Origin of the sequence: Sphingopyxis sp. TUF1 (genome assembly GCF_036687315.1) — a bacterium.
Taxonomy (GTDB): domain Bacteria; phylum Pseudomonadota; class Alphaproteobacteria; order Sphingomonadales; family Sphingomonadaceae; genus Sphingopyxis; species Sphingopyxis kveilinensis.
On sequence record NZ_CP144683.1, the window covers coordinates 699,224 to 716,765 of the forward strand.

Annotated in this window: 8 protein-coding genes; 1 reads left to right on the top strand and 7 read right to left on the bottom strand. The window is 59.4% G+C overall.

Going from position 1 to position 17,542, the window contains the following annotated elements:
- Positions 1 to 12 precede the first annotated feature (12 nt).
- From VSX77_RS03380 to VSX77_RS03410, 7 genes are all read right to left on the bottom strand, one after another.
- Positions 13 to 2,280, bottom strand: a complete 2,268-nt coding sequence (locus VSX77_RS03380) for a TonB-dependent receptor (RefSeq protein WP_338426258.1) — start codon at positions 2,278 to 2,280, stop codon at positions 13 to 15.
- A 191-nt stretch (positions 2,281 to 2,471) separates the two neighbouring features.
- A complete protein-coding gene (locus tag VSX77_RS03385; RefSeq protein WP_338426259.1) occupies positions 2,472 to 3,167 on the bottom strand; it encodes a 4'-phosphopantetheinyl transferase family protein in 696 nt (231 codons plus the stop codon).
- A gap of 101 nt (positions 3,168 to 3,268) precedes the next feature.
- Positions 3,269 to 9,706: an amino acid adenylation domain-containing protein gene (locus VSX77_RS03390; RefSeq protein WP_338426260.1), complete on the bottom strand. Its 6,438-nt coding sequence runs from the start codon at positions 9,704 to 9,706 to the stop codon at positions 3,269 to 3,271.
- A gap of 26 nt (positions 9,707 to 9,732) precedes the next feature.
- The gene (locus VSX77_RS03395) at positions 9,733 to 13,050 is read right to left on the bottom strand and encodes a non-ribosomal peptide synthetase (RefSeq protein WP_338426261.1); all 3,318 of its coding nucleotides are present in this window, start codon (positions 13,048 to 13,050) and stop codon (positions 9,733 to 9,735) included.
- Positions 13,047 to 14,948 (bottom strand): alpha/beta fold hydrolase, encoded by a 1,902-nt coding sequence (locus VSX77_RS03400; RefSeq protein ID WP_338426262.1) that lies wholly within the window; start codon positions 14,946 to 14,948, stop codon positions 13,047 to 13,049. The genes VSX77_RS03395 and VSX77_RS03400 overlap by 4 nt, the downstream gene beginning before the upstream one ends.
- Before the next feature lie 79 nt (positions 14,949 to 15,027).
- Positions 15,028 to 15,519, bottom strand: a complete 492-nt coding sequence (locus VSX77_RS03405) for a hypothetical protein (RefSeq protein WP_338426263.1) — start codon at positions 15,517 to 15,519, stop codon at positions 15,028 to 15,030.
- A gap of 76 nt (positions 15,520 to 15,595) precedes the next feature.
- The gene (locus VSX77_RS03410; RefSeq protein ID WP_338426264.1) at positions 15,596 to 15,817 is read right to left on the bottom strand and encodes an MbtH family protein; all 222 of its coding nucleotides are present in this window, start codon (positions 15,815 to 15,817) and stop codon (positions 15,596 to 15,598) included.
- 420 nt (positions 15,818 to 16,237) lie between these two features.
- Between VSX77_RS03410 and VSX77_RS03415 the strand changes: the two genes are divergently transcribed.
- A complete protein-coding gene (locus tag VSX77_RS03415) occupies positions 16,238 to 17,539 on the top strand; it encodes a lysine N(6)-hydroxylase/L-ornithine N(5)-oxygenase family protein (RefSeq protein ID WP_338426265.1) in 1,302 nt (433 codons plus the stop codon).
- The last annotated feature ends 3 nt before the right edge of the window (positions 17,540 to 17,542 follow it).

Below are 17,542 nucleotides of genomic sequence, written 5' to 3' on the forward strand. Positions count from 1 at the left end.
TCAGGCCGCGCATCAGAAGCGATAATTGGCGCGGACGCCGATCGTGCGCGGACGCAGCCGGGCATAGCGCGCCTCAAGGAATGCTTCGGGATGGACATAGGTGATCGATTTATCGTCGAGGAGATTTTCGACATAGGCGCCGAGATCAATCGCCCCCAGCTTTGCCCCGGCATACAGGTTCACATTGGTCCACGCCTCAGTGAAATCATAGGTTGGGCTGTTCGCATTGGGATTGCCCGGCACATTCGGGAACTGGTTCGGGAACGACCCGGCGTGCGACACATTGACCGCTGCATAGGCCGTGTCGCCGCCGCCGATCCCGAAATCATACCGCAGCGTGCCCGATCCCTGGAATTTCGGCGAGGCCAGCCGCGTTCCGATCTCGGCCCCCGAAATGGCCGCTTCGACCGCCGTGAGGTCGGTCACCTTCGCGCGGTTGAAGGACCCGTTCAGCGAGAGGCTGAGCCCCTGCACCGGCCGCGCGATAATCTCATATTCAAGCCCATAGCTTTCGGCGCCACCGATGTTCGTTGCGAACTGGATCGAATCCGACACGCGGTTCGCCTGAACCTGAATATCTTTCCAGTCGATATAATAGGCGGCGATATTGGCGGTCAGGTCGCCGCCCAGCCAGCGCCCCTTGAGGCCGATTTCATAGTTGGTGACGCTGTCCGATTTCGCGCCGTCCGGAATGACGATGTCGTTGGGATTGATCGCACTGACCAGCCCCGCGCGCGCGTTGACCACCGGCGTGCGGAATCCGGTCGAGACCGTCGCATAGGTGGTCAGGCTGTCGGTCGGTTTCCACGACACGCTGCCCTTCCACGACAGCCGGTCGTCCTTGACCTTCAATCCTTCGGCATAGTTGATCGGGGTGATTGTCAGCGGGATGTTCGACAGGCCGAACAGCGCCGCCGTCAGATAATTGCTGTTATACCCGCCGCCCCGCGTGAAGCTTTGCACTTCGGTGCTGCCATAGCGCAGGCCGCCGGTGACCCAGAAACTTTCGCTGAAACGGAAGGTCGCCTCGCCGAAGCCCGCGATTTCAGTCTGGTCGGTGTAGGCGTTGAAGCGCTGATAATATTCGTCGGGCAGGCCCGTCAGACCGCGCGCGTCGAGGAATTCCTGCGACGAGCGATAGTCGAAATCGACGGTCCGGCGCTTGTCGTAATAGAAAAAGCCCGCGACCCATTCGAACGGGCCGTCGTGACGCGACACCAGCCGGGTTTCCTGCACGAACAGATCGTCGAACCCATAGGCATCGAGCGCGAAGGGAAAGGCCTGCGCAAAGGTTCCTGCAAGATCGACATAGAAGGATGCATCATAGTCCGACAATGTCGTTGAACTGATAAGCTCGGCAAAATCGAACTCGTAGTTGACCGTGATGTTGTAGTTGGTGAGCTTGCCCTGGAACAGGTCCGGCCGGTCAGAGCGCCGGACGAATTTGCCGAGCAGCGGATTGGTCAGCGCCGAGTCCGCGGGCTTGCTGTTTTCATAGGAAGCGAGCAGTTTCACCTTCATCCGGTCGGTCGGCTGGAGGAGCAGGATCGCGCGGCCGCCATAGGCTTCGAGGCTGTTCGAATCCTCGACGCCGGTGCCGATATTGTCGACCCAGCCGTCCTCATTACGATAATAGCCCGTGACGCGCAGCCCGATCTCATCCTTCATCAGCGGGACGTTGACCATCCCGTTGTAGCGCTGGCGCAGGGCATCTGAGCCGGTCAGCCCCAGGTCGACGCTCGCCGACGCCTCGAAATCGTCGAGGTCGGGGCTTTTGGTGATGATGCGCATCGCACCGGCGAGCGAGTTCGACCCGAACAGCGTCCCCTGCGGCCCGCGCAGAAACTCGACACGCTCGACGTCATATAGATTGGGGTCGAGGATCGTCGAATTGCCGTTCGCCGAGATCGGCAGTTCGTCGACATAGATGGCGACGGCGCTTTGCAACCCAGCCGAATAGCCATTGGTGTTGATGCCGCGGGCTGTGAAATTGTTGAAGTTCTGGGTGGGCCGGTTGACGACGATGCCGGGGGTATTCTGCGCGATACCTTCAAAGCCCACAATGCCCAGATCGTCGAGATCTTCTTGACCGAACGCCGTCACGCTGAGCGGAACATCCTGCAACCGTTCGGTACGGCGCGTGGCGGTAACGATGATGTCTTCCCTGTTTCGCACCTCTTCGTCAGCGGACGGCGCGACATCGGTCGATTGGGCCTGGACGGAAACGGGTTGCATGAACATGGCGACCGCCGAGGCGGACACGAGCAGCTGTGCCTTCATAATAGCTCTCCCTCCTGGACGACATTATCGGCGCCGTCTCGGGGGTGTTTATGCAAGCGACTTTGCTTGCTGTCAATGTTCACTCACACGTGCGTGAATAAAATACCAACCAAGGGATCGCAGGCCTGCCACGCGTTCCCGCCGCACCTCAATGCTCACGATTAGCAAGCCAACCCTGCAACCGGTGCCAATCATCCCAGTTCTTCTGGCGAAATGTGCCGGCTTACGACCCTGAGGGTGTCCGCGGATGGCCGATGGACGGCAAGCGCCAGACGATGATCGGCTGTCGGCACATATTCATGAACCTGCCACTCCGACGCCGTCTTTGCCCGCGCCAACTGCATTTTCGATGTTTCGGGCTCCAAAGTGAAAGCGAACTCTTGCAACGGCGTCGCGAGTCCGGTGCCCACCGCCTTCAGCATGGCTTCCTTCAGGGTCCAGAGGCGGAAGAATATCTCCACACGCTGCTGTAATGGCGCTTCAAGGATCAGCTGATATTCCTGAGGGGCAAAATGTCGCTCAGCCAACCATTCGACATCGACGCTGCGATCGATCGCTTCGACATCCACCCCGACGGGGTGACCGCGGCAAATGGCGCAAACCGCCATCCCGCGGGTATGGGAAAGGTTGAAATGGATGCCATGCTCATGATCGAGGTCGAGTTCGGGCTTGCCGTAGGCGTTGGCGCGAAAACAAATGGTGTCGCCGTCCAGCATCGGGGCCAGTGCGTGTCGAAGCAGCGCGTGGGCGACGACAAAAATGGCCCGATCCTTTTCGAAGGCGAAACCAGCCGCGCGGCGCTGTTCATGATGGTTCAGCTTCGCGCTCAAACGGCCGATCATCGAAGGAGAGAGCGACGGTATTTCGGCGCAATAGAGGAAAACCACGCGCGGTCGGGGTGTCGTTTCGGGGCAAGCGGTTAGCATATCAAAGCCGTCCAACCGTCCGACACTCCCCCTGTTCTCCCTACCCCGGCTCAGGGAGGGCGTTATCGCGTCAGGCTGTGGGCAGCCTCGTCCGGCATTTGCTCGATATCGGCGAGCAGGCGCGCGATCTGATCGTCACCGCGCTTTTCGAGCATCGATTCGACGATTGCCAGCGCCAGCGCTTCGACCGTCGGGTTATCGAACATAAGGCGGACGGGCAGGTCGACTCCAAAATCGTCCCTGATCCGCGAAACCACGCGCGTGGCCAACAAGGAGTGTCCCCCCAGTTCAAAGAAATTGTCCTGAACGCCAACGCTCTCAACCTCGAGGATTTCGCTCCACAGGCGCGCCAGCGCAATTTCGACCGGGGTTCTCGGAACGGCACCGGTGATCGAACGCGACGTTGCCTCGTTGGGATCGGGCAAATTGCTGCGGCTCAGCTTGCCGCTTGGTGTAAGCGGCAGCGATTCCATGACGACATATGTCGCCGGGATCATATGTTCGGGCAAAATGGCCCGAAGGTGCGCCCGGAGGTCGTCCGGCGACACGGGCGATTCCGGATCGGCCTGAATATAGCCGACGAGACGAAGCTCCCCGCGGCTTTCGCGGGCCACGACGACGGTTTCCTGAACCGACGGGTGCGTTCGCAGGGCGACTTCGATCTCACCAAGTTCGACACGAAAGCCGCGAATTTTAACTTGCTGGTCCGTCCGGCCCAGGAACTCAATCTCTCCGTTCGCCATAAAGCGCGCGCGGTCGCCTGTGCGATACAGTCGTTCCCCTTTAACGCTTTGCGCATCGGGGATGAAACGCTCGGCCGTCAGCGCGGGTCTTTCCAGATAGCCGTTGGCCAGCGCAGAACCCCCGATACAAAGCTCCCCTGGAATCCCGATCGGGCAAAGCTGTCCATGCGGGTCGAGGATCTGGATCGCCGTATTGGGAAGCGCTCGGCCGATCGACGGGCGGATCGGCCAGCCGTTCGCCGCGCCGGTCAACTCGAGTTCGGTGACGACATGCGATTCGGTAGGCCCATATTGGTTGCACAATTTCGCGCCGAGCCGCGTCATCATTTCGGCAATCTGCGGCGTGATCTGCAACTGCTCGCCGGCCGTCACAAACTCCGTCAACGAATCCGGAAGGGCCGCGGCATGCCGGGCGTGCTCGGCCAGCTGCTGGAGCGCGACATAAGGCAAGAACAGCCGCCGCACTTTTTCTTTGCATAACAAGTCCCACAGCGCGAACGGATCGCGGCGCTGGTCCTCCGTTATCAGGACGAGCGTTCCGCCGGCGCCTAGGGTCGCGAAGATTTCCTGAAACGAGACGTCGAAGCTCAACGAGGCGAATTGCAAGGTCGGCGCGGCAATCGGCAGGGCCGATCGGGCGATTTGCCAGCGGATCAGCGACGCGAGCGGACCGTGCGACATCGCGACGCCCTTCGGTTTGCCGGTCGATCCCGACGTGTAGATGACATAGGCGGGGCTGCCGGGCGCAACGGGCACGTCCGGATTCTCGTCGGCGAAGTTGCCGGACCCAGGGTGATCGATGGCGAGGAGCGCGGCGCCCATTTCCGACAATTCGCTGCTCCGCGCGCTTTGCGTCAGCACGAGCGCGACGCGCGCGTCCGCCGCCATGAAGGCGATGCGCTCTTTGGGGTAAGCCGGGTCTATGGGAACATAGGCCGCCCCGGCCTTCAGCGTGGCGATAAGGGCGACGATCATGTCCACCCCGCGTTCGATGCAAATCGCCACGCGGGACCCCGGCACGACGCCATGCGCGATCAGACGGCGCGCGAGAATATTGGCGCGCGAATTAAGCTGCGCGTACGTGATCTTTTCATCGCCCGCGACTAGCGCGACCGCATCCAGCGACAGCGCCGCCTGCCTCTCGAACAGACGATGGCACATCTCGGCCTGGGCGGTGTCTTCGGTGTCGTTCCAGTCCGCAAGCGCCTTCGTTTCGGTCGGCAGCAGCATCGGCAGCGACCATATCGGACGATCGGGTTCGTCCATCGCGGCCGCGAGCAACGCGCTATAATGCCCTGCAAGGCGCTCGACCGTCGACAGATCGAACAGGTCGGAATTATATTCTATTCCGGCACGAAGGTCGCTCGCTGTTTCCGACAAGAACATCGTAAGATCGAATTTGGACACGCCGGCGCTAAGCGTCGGCACATCGTCGTCGCTAGCGCCGCCGACGTCCGCGGGGCGGCCGGTATTCTGCAACGCGAACATGACCTGGAAGAGCGGATTGTAGGAGAGGTTCCTGTCCGGCTGGATTTCCTCGACCAATTTTTCGAACGGAATCCCCTGATACGTAAAGGCTTCCATCGTAACGTTGCGCACCTCGGAAACCAGCTTGCGAAAAGTAAAATCCGCCGAAAACTGGGTACGAAGCACGAGCGTATTCGTAATAAAACCGATCAAGCCTTCGAGCTCAGGGCGCACTCTGTTGGCAATCGGAGAGCCCACCACCAGGTCTTCCCGGCCGGTATATCGATAGAGAAGAATATAGAACACGGACAGCAATGCCGAAAAAAGAGTCACCTGCTCCTGCTCGGAGAAATCCTTGACGCTCTTCAGAATTGATGGGGGCATAGTGAACATATACATGCCCCCGGTGAACGACTGCATCGCGGGCCGCGGCCGATCCGCTGGCAGGTCGAGCAGCGGAGGCATACCAGCGAGCTTGTCCTTCCAATATTTGGCGTCGCGCTGCAGCATCGGGCCGGACAGATAGCGGCGCTGCCAGCAGGCAAAGTCGGCATATTGGATCGGGAGGTCCGGCAACGATGGCGACCTCCCATTGCGACGAGCCTCGTAAAATTCGACAAGCTCGCGGGAAATTATATCCATCGACCAGCCATCGGCGGCGATATGATGAATCGTAACGAGAAGCAGATTATTATTATCGTGCAATATTATGAGTTCGCCTCTCAGAACCGGTCCATCTTTAAGATCGAATGGCATCTGCGTCTGCTTTGTGATCAAGCGTTGTAATTCCGCCTTCTTATTCTTCTCCGACATCTTGCGAAGGTCGTGGATCGGCATCTTGATTTGCAGCGAGGGAGAGATCACCTGTACGGGGTTGCCATCAACCGTGGCAAAGGTTGTTCGCAGCGTTTCGTGGCGCGCGATAAGGTCGTTGAGGGCGCCTTCCAGCATAACCGCTTTGACGGGCGCTGCGAAGTGCACGGGCAGTGCGATGTTGTAAACCGCGCTATCCGGATCGAACTGGTCCAGGAACCATAGGCGCTGCTGCGCAAAGGAGAGCGGGATCGGCCGATCCCGGTCGATGCGGGGGATCGTGGCGACCTGGAGTTGCGGACTCGCGCCGACCAATGGCTTGATAAGCGCCGCCAACTGTTCGATCGTCGGGGCCTCGAACAGGTGCTGGAGAGGTATCTCCACCTGCAACGTATCGCTAATCCGGGCGACGATTTGCGTGGCGATCAGCGAATGTCCACCGAGCCGAAAGAAATTGTCGCGGATGCCAACCAGGTCCGTGTGGAGGACATCCATCCATATCTGCGTCAGATGGACCTCAAGATCGTCGCGCGGCGCGAGATATTCTCCGCCTCCCGATAACGGGGCATCGAGCCGGGCGACAAGTTCGGCCAGCGCACGACGATTGATACCGCCGTTGCGCTCATAAGGAATAGTTCGTCCCGGTTCGAACGTCGAGGGCACCAGCGGCACCGGCAGCCGCTCGGCGAAGTAACTCCGCAGTTCGGATATGGGGACGTCCTGCGACAGCTTAAGATATGCGGCCAACCCCCGGTCAGCCAATCCCTGGCGGATTCTTGCCGTAACGGCGGCCGCCTCCACCGCCGGATGGGCGCAAAGAACAGCCTCGATCTCGGCGTAGTAAATCTTCAGCTGTCGCTCGATCAGCGCGTCGTTCATGCCCCCATGGAGGACAAATTTCCCGTCTTCGAGCCGAGCAAAATCATCCGTTCGATACCCCGGCTCAAGGTCGGGAAGATCGGGGTTTTGCACATAAAGACTGCCGGGCACGCGTCCCGGAACGGGTTCAAGGTCGCCTCCCAAAAGGCCGATCTGCACGTTCGCGACAGGGATGCCGAGGGGAACGACCGCGGCATCCGGTTCAAGACGCGCCAGCGGCTGCATCAAATAGAACCCACCCGCACCCGGATCGCCCGACACCATGACGACCCGTTCGATTATCTCCGGTGCGAGCGCATCCTGAACCTCGGCCCAATCCAGCTGACGTTCGGCAGAAAGCACAAGCCGAACGCTTCGCAGCGATCGCGGAAATTCCCGGGCGAGCCTTTCCAGGTCCGCCAAAGCGAGCGACATGACGGTAACGGACGCTTCCTGCAGCAGGGCGGCAAATCGCCGCGAGCGAAACGACAGTTCGGGCGGCACGAACATAATTGCCGCTCCGGCGACCAGCGCACCGAAGATTTCGTATCGGGCGCAATCGGAGCCGATGTGGGAAAGTTGCGCGACCCGATCCTCTGGTAACAGGTGCAGGACAGGGTCACGTGCGGTCCCGGCAAGCATCGCGTGGCTAAGGTATACAGCGGTTGCCTCCGCGGCGCCGTCGGCCCGGACCAGCGCCACGGCAGGCAAGTCGGGCGTTATGCAGACTTCGAGTTCATCGTCCTTTTGCGCTTCCGCGTCGGCCCAAAGCTCCGCGAACCGGACGACTTTCGCTCCCGCGTTCCGGAAGCAGGGTTCGGCCGCCTCGTCTGCGATGACCAATGCCGGCCTAAGCGCCGACAGGATGCGCTCGGCCCGATCCGATTTCAGCGGGGTTCCATCGGTTGCCAGGATGTCGGCAGGGTCGATCGGAGCCCATACCAGCCCCGCCTTCAGAATTCCCAGTACGACCGCGAGCCATTTCGATTCCGGCGCGGACGCGACCGCTACGGTGCTGCCCGCGCTCAGTTGCCCCAGAAACGATGTGCGCGCGACCCGGTTCGCCCACTGGTTCAGCTCAAGATAGGTCAGCCCTCCCTTTGCCTCGATCGTGGCGAGCGCGGTCGGTGATCGGGCCGCATGGGCCGCGACGAGCGCTCCCAGCGCGTCTTCCGGCACCGCCGCCGCTTGGGGATCGTCGATTGAATCCGCGACCGGGGGCGCCTCGTCGGCGATCCATATGGAAAGGCGGGAAAGCCTTTCGTCGGGATTCGCGACGATATGGTGCAGTAATGCAATGTAGCGTTCGATCATGGTTTCGACGGTCGAGGCGTCGAAAAGATCGGTATTATATTCAAGAAAACCCTGCGCGCCCGCTCCGGTGTCGACCACGGACATCGTCAAATCGAACTTGGCGGTCCCATTGCCGACCGAACCGGCCAGGATCTGGGAGCCCAGCGGCTGGATAGGCGCCGCGCTGCGATCGATTGTCCCGATATTTTGAACGCCGAACAGAATCTGGAAAAATGGATTGTGGCTGAGGTCGCGGTTGAGCTGAAGCTCGTCGACCAGCTTCTCGAACGGCATGTCCTGATTGCCATAGGCGTCGAGCGCCACGTCACGCTCGCGCACGAGCAACTCGACAAAGCTGGGATCGCCCGAAAGGTCGGTCCGCAATACCAGCGTGTTGACGAAGAAGCCAATCAACCCTTCCAGTTCCGATCGGGTCCGGTTGGCGATGGGCGATCCGACGGCGATGTCGGTTTCTCCGCTCAGACGGTGGAGCAACAGCTTAAATGCGGCGAGCAGCGTCATGAACAGCGACGCGCGGTTGGCGTTGCCGAGCGCCTTGAGCGCTTCGCAAAGTTTCTCGTCCAGCGTAAATCCGCGCACCGACCCGTTGCTGGTCTGCACGGGCGGCCTGCGACGATCGGTGGGCAAATCGAGCACGGGGCGCAGATCGCTGAGCTGATTGCGCCAGTAGCCGAGCTGCTTTTGCAACAGCTCTCCGCGAAACCAATCGGCCTGCCACACCGCGAAGTCGGGATATTGGACCGCCAATTCCGGCAATGGCGAGGGGCGCCCGTTCAGAAATGCCATATATATGGCGGTCAGTTCGCGATTGAGCACCGACATCGACCACCCATCGGAGACGATGTGATGCATCACCAGCATCAAAAAGCTTTGGCTGGAATTAAGCCGCACCAGCGAAGCATTCAGTAATGGGCCTGTTCTGAGATCGAACGGCCGCCGGCTTTCTGCATAGATGAAACGCTCGACATCCTCTTCGCGAGCCACTCCCGATCGCGACCGCAGATCCACCTTGTTGAGTGGAAGTTTCAGGGACGCCTTGACGACCTGCGCGGGTTGCCCGTCGATCACCTCGAAAGTCGTCCGCAAGGCTTCGTGCCGCCGCACGATCTCATTGATGGTTCGCTCGAGAATCCGCTCATCGACGCGGCCGTACAGCGGCACCGATGTCGCAATATTATACGCCGGATTACCCGGCTGAAACCGGTCGAGAATCCACAACCGGGATTGCGCAAAGGACAAAGGGCAAACGCGCCCCTCGCCGTCCTTCGCCAAAGGGAATATGGAACCGGGCCGTTTGGCAGCCATCTTAGAGATCGTGGACAATTTTTCCCTCACATGTTGCGAAAATCCCGACCATTGAGCCCAGGGTCAGATCCGTTTATTGTGTGGTTGCGCCCCGGCTTTGCGAGCGCCACTGCGCGGACGAGATCGGCAACTACCGGATTTTCGAACAGGTCCCGGATCGTCAGCGACACGCCGAACGCCGCGTTCACGCGATCGATCGCGCGGATGGCCAGGAGCGAGTGCCCCCCAAGTTCGAAAAAGCTGTCATTCGAACCGACCTGATCGATGCTCAATATCTCGGCAAATATCTGCGCGACCTTTTCCTCAGGGTCGGCGGCGGGCGCGATTTCCCTTGGTCCATCGGTTTCCGCTTCGGTCCACTCCGACAATTTTCGACGGTCGATTTTGCCGCTCGCGCCGCAAGGGAGTCGGTCCAAAATTGTGATGACCGCCGGGACCATATATTTTGGAAGATATCGACGAAGATATAGGAGTAAATCCTGGCGGATGGTCGCCGCTCCGCCGTTGACCGCACAAAAAGCCGCGAGCTGCGATTCCTCGCGATACGATCGCTGGATAACGACCGCGGCCTCAGCGACTTGGGGATGCCGCGTCAGGGTTGACTCGATTTCCTGCAACTCGATCCGATAGCCGTTCAATTTGATCTGGTTATCCATTCGGCCAAGGAACCCAATATTGCCGTCGGATTGCATCACCACGCGATCACCGGTCCGGTACAGCCGACTGCCGGGCTCGCCGGAGAAGGGATCGGGAATATAATGCTCGGCTGTGAGACCGGCACGGTTCCTGTATCCGCGCGCGACGCCGGCGCCGCCGACATAGAGTTCACCTGGAAAGCCGCACGGAAGCGGTTCGCCAAGACGGTCGAGGACATACGCCTGGGTTCGCGACACCGCGCGGCCAATCGGGGGTATGGCCTCGGTTCCCGAACATGGGTGGCAAGTCGACCAGATTGTCGCTTCGGTCGGTCCGTAGCCGTTGATGACGCGGCGACTGGAATTCGACCAGCGCGCCGCCACTTCGGCGGACAGCGCTTCGCCGCCGGCCATGATCACATGCAGATCCGGCAAATCCGTCGTCGGAACGGCACTCAGGGCGGACGGGGGGAGCGCCACGGCATTTATCCGCAATTCGCGCAGCGTAGTCGCCAGAGGTTTCCCGGGTACCAAGGCATCGACCGGCGCCAGGCATAAGGTGCCGCCGCAACCAAATGCCATCATCAGGTCGTAAATCGAAATATCGAAGCTCAGCGAACCGAACTGGAGTATGCGGGAGCCCACGGGCAAATGCAGCGCATCGACGATCGTTTGCATCGTGTTGCAAGCGCAGCGATGCGGCACCATCACGCCCTTGGGCCATCCTGTCGAACCCGAGGTGTAGATGATATAGGCGAGACTGTCGGGAGAGACCGCGATTTGCGGCGGCTGCGGCGGAAGCTCCCCGATCCGCGGCCACTCACGATCCAAGTACCAGATCGTGCCGGCGAAGGCAGACAGCCGACTGCCCAAGGAGTCGTGGGTCAAAATGATTCCCACATTCGCATCGGCCAGCATGAAAGCGATGCGCTCTGCCGGGTAGGACGGGTCAAGCGGAAGGAACGCCGCGCCGGTCTTCAACACGGCCAGCACGGAAACCACCCAGTCGGGAGACTTGTCCATGCACAGGCCGACGACCATCTCCGGGCCGATCCCGAACGCGCAAAGAGCGTGCGCCAACTTGTTGGCATTCGCATTGACAGCGTCATAACGATAGATTTCATCGCCGAATTGGAGAGCCGGCGCGCCGGGCGTCGCCTGTGCCTGAAGCTCGAAAAGTGTGTGCAGCGTCGATGCGCGAGGCATGGAGCCCGAAGTGGCCGATGCGTCTATCAAAAGCTTGCGGCCTGGACTTGATACGAGCGAGAGCCTGTCGATCGGCAGATCGGGAAATGATGCTGCGGTCTCGATCAGCAACCTGTAGGCATCAACCAATGAGTCTATTGTTTCTTTAGAGAAAATTTCCGTGCTGAATTCGGCATCTAAAGAGATAATTTCCTCGTTTTGAACAATGTTCACGGAAATATCGAACTCGGAAGTTTCCTTATCGAAGAAGGAAAATTCCGTGCCGTTCAGTGACGACGAATTGATATCATCAAATGAAAAATATATCTGAAACAAAGGATTATAGCTAAAATCCCGTTCCAGGTTCAAATTTTCAAGAATGGTTTTCAATGGTAAATTTTGATACCCATACGCATCATTGGTCGTATCTCGAACCCGTTCCAGCACTTCACGAAATGATGGATTTCCGGAAAGGTCGGTCCGCAGGACCAGCGTGTCGGCGAATAATCCTATGAGGCGAGCCTCCTCAGGCTGTTCCCTGTTATGGACCGGCGCTCCCATAAGAATGTCTGGAATACCGCTGAACCGGTGAAGCAGGACGGCGAAGAGCCCCAGCAGGGCCATAAAGGGTGTCGCGTCCTGTTGTTCCGCCAGCTTATAGAGCGCGTCGGCCGCGCTGCGGGGATATTGTCGAACAAGCGAGCGGCTCTGGAAGGTTTGCGACCGCGGTCGCGGATAATCGGTCGGAAGATTGAGCAGCGGCGCCGCGCTCTCCAGCTTGCGGGTCCAGTAATTTGTCAGTTTCTCCCGAACATCGTCCCGCAGACACGCCTGTTGCCGCACTATGAAATCGCCGTACGTCGTTGTCAGCGGCGGCAGAGAGTGCGCGCTTCCGCGGCATAAGGCGTCATAAATCGCGTTGAACTCGCGGGCGAGCACGCCCAGCGACCATTTGTCCGAGACGATCTGGTGCATCGTCACTATCAACTCATACTCGTCGGGATTGAGGCGCAACAGATGGGCGCTGATGAGGGGGCCGCGCTGAAGATCAAAGGGGGCGCAGGCGACGGCAAGGGCACACCCGCGCGCTTCGGCTTCGCGCCTTTCGGCGGTGACAGCTTCGAGGTCGGTGACCTCCACACTCACCGTCAAATCGGATCTGATTTCCTGAACCGGACCGCCTTCCTCGAGCGGGAAAGTCGCTCTGAGACTGTCATGGCGGCGAATAATCTCGTTTATCGCCTCCTCAATCTTCCGAGGATCGACCGGCTCGCTGAAGTGCCTGGTCATTGAAAGATTATAGAGCGAGTGTCCGGCTTCCAGTTGTTCGAGAAACCACACGCGCTGCTGCGCGACCGAAAGGCCGAAACGGCGAACATCCGCAGGGCGTTCGGTTGGTTGAGCAACCGCGATCGGCGTCGCGGCTCGAAGCTGGCGTTCCAGCAATGCGCGCTTCTCGGGAGACAGGGCCGCAAGGCGCGCAGCAAGATCGGACGAGACCCGGTCCTCGCCCACCATATTCATCTGTCGGCGACTCGGTGCGATCCGGCCGTATCGGCTAAAACGCTCAGTTTTGCGGCAGTCATATGGCCATCGCCAGGTTCGGGCATATCGTCGCCGGAAACAAACCATTCGATCATGCGCGCGACGACGTCCGCCCGATCATAGAGGAAATAATGCGTTGCTCCCGGAGCTTGGAGCAGGCGAGCACGAGCAAATAATTCATGTGCCCATTTCGACGCTTCAGGCGCCGCAATACGGTCGTACTCCGATGCGAAGATCAGGATCGGGACGTCAATCTGGTCCGCGATGTCGTTAACGTCATAATTCCAAAAATCGGTCATCTGGCGCGCAAATCTGATTGTCGAGTTTGCGTCGCGAAACGGCCGCAGAACCGGCATCCGCAGATCGCCGTTCATCGCGGCGAGAATGGCCTCCGCCTCGTCGCCGTCGGCTTCTGTTATCAGATCCAGCCCGGCCTCGGTTCCCTGGGAGGTTAGGGAGGTGGCTATCCACGACGCCGTCGATGGCCGTTGTTGAAGGTCGCTGAAAAGGGCTTCGAAATCAGTTTCATAGGGTGTGTCGAAACCGGGCGGGGTATCGAGGCTCTTCACCTGCATATTCAGAAACGTCATCGATCGCACCCTGTCGGGGTAGCGCAGCGCGAATTCGGCCGCGATTTTGGGCGCCGTGCACCACGCGACCAGATGGACGCCCGCGGGCGATTCCTGTTCGACGATCGCCGCCAGATCGGCAACATGGTCGAGCAGCGAGAGCTCAGCTTCCGAGTCCCCGAGCCCGCGGGGCTCCCAGCTCAGAACCCGAAAGCGCGGACCCAGATGAGCCGTCAGGCGCGACAAGGGCTTCGGACCCTGGCCGAGGGCATTTAGGAGCACCACCACCTCGCCGTCGCCGGTAGCACTATAGGACAATTCCCAGCCACCAGTGTTCGCCTTGCGGATCTCCAGCGGCTTAGACGCATCGCAATTGCGTGCGTTATAGTCCGACTGCTGCGCCTTGCATGTCCGTTCGACCAACGCGTCGAACTGGACCGGCGCCAATCTGAACCCGGTCGAAGACATGCCGGCAGCGGCGTAAGCATGTTCGATCGCTTCGCGGTCCGGCTGGCCCAGATGTTCGGCAAAATTCATCAACCGCCGATCGAACAGCGCGTCGATGGCACTTGGCTGCCGGGAAAACAGCGCCTTGCCGTCCAACGGCAGCAGGCTTACGCCGTAAATATCCCCTACCCGCTCGAGAAATTCCTCGCCCGACAGGTTCTCCGGTCCCGCGACGACAAAGTCCCCCGCCTCGGTTCGATCGGCAATCGCCATGATGATCGCCGCCGCTTGCTCCGTCCGGATCAGATTCACCCGGGCGGTCGGCGAAATCGGGCAGCGAAGCCCGCGATATTCGAACAGATCGTCAGCCCTCTCTTCGATCTCGGTCTTGAGATCGAAGAGCGTGGACAGGAAATGGAGGATGCCTTCTTGCGCGATGTCGTCGCAAGGCGCGGCATCGAGCGTGAGCGTCGTGCGAAACGACCTCGCCACCGGAAGATCGATCATGCCCGGATTGTCGTCGGCAACCGGCTCGCCCCGCGGCAGAATCCAGCGCCAGCGCTCACCACCGCAATAGGGGGTGGTCACCAGATTCAGCGCGCCGATCGGTGCCATACGACGGGCGTCAGGCGGTGGTACGGAAATGGATCCGCGGCCGCTCGGCGAAAAATGCCACGCCTCCGCGCCGGCGGCGTTATCCAGCGAGCACAAGCGCTCCATCTGTGCGGCCGCGCCCCCAAGGTCGCGGCCGAGCGAAATGCGCCGCACCAGCGACTGAAAGCGCTGGTAAACCCCCGATGGAGCCACGACGCCGATACGCTGCGAACGCGACAATCGCTCGGCGGCGATGAAGGCCGCCAAAAGGCCCGGCGTTCCCGTAAATACAGCATCCATGTGCGACATGCCGAGCTCCCCGCCATCGTCCGCGCGTCGATCGTGTTCAGGCGGCTCCGCTTGGGGGCGTGAAGGGATCACTGGCGGCCGCGGCATCGGAGCTCGGCGGCGTGAAGTTCATTGCGGTCGCCGAAACCGACAGCAAGCTTTGACCCAGATAACGCATATCCATAAAGCCCAGGTCGCTCATGTCATGTTCGGTGAGCAGGCGTTTTACCTCCGCCTTGTACCTGTCATACGCATCGGCATATTGTTGCGGCAGCGTCGGATCGCTGTAAAGCGACTGCATCTTCTGTTGATACTCGTCCTGCGCGGCGCGGAACAACTCGGGTTGCTGGCTCTGATAGGCTTTTTCGATCCCGCGTTCGAATTCGGTCTGCACGCTGAGATACCAGCTTTGCGAATCCGCACAGGCGTCGGCCACATCGCGAAAATATCGTTCGTGCATCAACTGCAGCGCCCGATACAGGGGCACAGACGCCCTTTCTTGATCCGAGTACACGGGTTCGTCCGGGTTGCTTTGGCTTGGCTGCTTCATAAGAAACTCCTTTGCGCTCGGATGCAGTGACGAACCCTGAATATTTCATTTTATTGGCCGAAATATCTTAGTTATATTATTGCGCCGATTTTCTTCTTTTATTCTTTTTCGGTTCAGCGTTTAATTCATCCATATATTTCCTGAGACTCAACGGACGCATGTCGACCCATATTTCCTCGATATAGGCCAGACACTCCGCTTTCGATCCGGCTTTGCCTGAATCATTCCACCCGAGCGGAATTTCCCGATCAAATGGCCAAATTGAATATTGCTCTTCATGATTGACAACGACCTTCATTTTTGAGTCATCAAACATGTCGATCCACCGAAAATGCACCTTCGGAAATATAGCGATCTATTTTGCGATGCAATTTCCAAGGTAAAATAATGAATTGATATTTTTTATCTCTTCGGGATCGAGCACGCAAATCGCGATTCATCTGTTTCGGACCAGAAACGTCCGTGCCGATGATTTGCATGACTTTCATATTGTGCCATCTGGGTGGCTCGTCGCGTGCAGGATGGCACGAACGAGGATTACGCCAAAGAATCAGAGATTTGAGGTTCCGATCGTTTCTACGACGCGCCCAATATCCCTGAGATCCGTGGTCAAAAGAAGATGACGGCTCGCCGGTTTCAGGTCCGTTTGTCCGGTGCGCGTTGTTCGTCGAATGCCGAGTTCATAAGGCGATTTTGCCCTTACCATCGAGGGAGGCCCATGATCCATCAGTGCGTCGGTATCGGCATCGGGCCGTCCAACCTCAGTCTCGCCTCGCTGCTCTATCCCTATAGAGGCGTGTCCTGCGCTTTTTTCGATCGAAAGCCCGAATTTGCGTGGCATGACGGGATGTATTTCCCTGGAGCGACGCTTCAGGTCGCCTTGTTCAAGGATCTGGTGACGCTGTCAGATCCGACAAATCCCTTTTCCTTCATTTCCTACCTCGTTGCCGAGGGAAAGATTCATCACTTTCTGAATGCCCAATTCGATGCGGTTCCGCGGCGAGAGTTTCGCAACTATCTCAAATGGGCGAGCGACCTGAATGAAAATGTCCATTTTGGAGAAGAAGTCACCGAGGTCCGTTTCGACGGGCATTTCGTGGTGGAGACCCAACGACGCCGTATCCTTGCCGAGAATATCGCCATCGGCGTCGGGACCGAGGCGCATATTCCCGATTTCGCGCGAAAGCATCTGGGGCCGACGCAGTTCCACATCAGCGATTATGGCACCAAGGCCAAGTCGCTCAAGGGCAAGCGGGTCGTTATCGTCGGCGGCGGGCAGTCCGGCGCCGAAGCCTTTCTGGACAGCATCTCCTGCGAAAACGACTTGCGGCCTCGGCAGGTCATCTGGATTTCGCGCCGCGAGAATTTCCTGCCGATGGACGACTCCCCCTTCGTCAACGACTATTTCATGCCCTGCTTTTCCGATTACTTCTTTGGACAACACGCCGAATTCAAAAGGGCGTTTCTCGGCCGAAACATTCTGGCGAGCGACGGAATCTCCGAAAAGACGATCCGCGACATTTATCAACGGCTCTACACGCTCCGCTTCATCGAGAATTGCGGCGACATGCCCGTCCTGATGCCCGGCCGAACGGTCGAGCAGATATGGGCGGACGGCCAGCAGTGGGGACTGTCGGTTGCGCATGATGCGACGGGGTTGGAGGAAAAGCCCGTCATTGCGGACATTGTCATTTGGGCGACCGGCTTTCGCAGCCACTCGATGCCGTTCCTCGATCCAATTGTGCCACGCCTTGAATATGAAGGCACCGAAGTTCGGATCGACGCCAATTTCGCGGCGGTCTGGGACGGTCCGGCCGATCGCCGCATTTTCATGCTGAATGCCGCGCGGCAGCAACGCGGACTGGCGGAGCCCAATCTCAGCCTGATCGCCTGGCGCAGCCAGTGCGTGATCGACGCGATGCTGAAAGGGGCCAGCGGTAATCGCGCCGCCCACAAGCGATCCTTCGTTACCTGGCAGCCGATCGACGCCTGGACCGAGCGTCGGCATCGCGCGGTGTGAGAG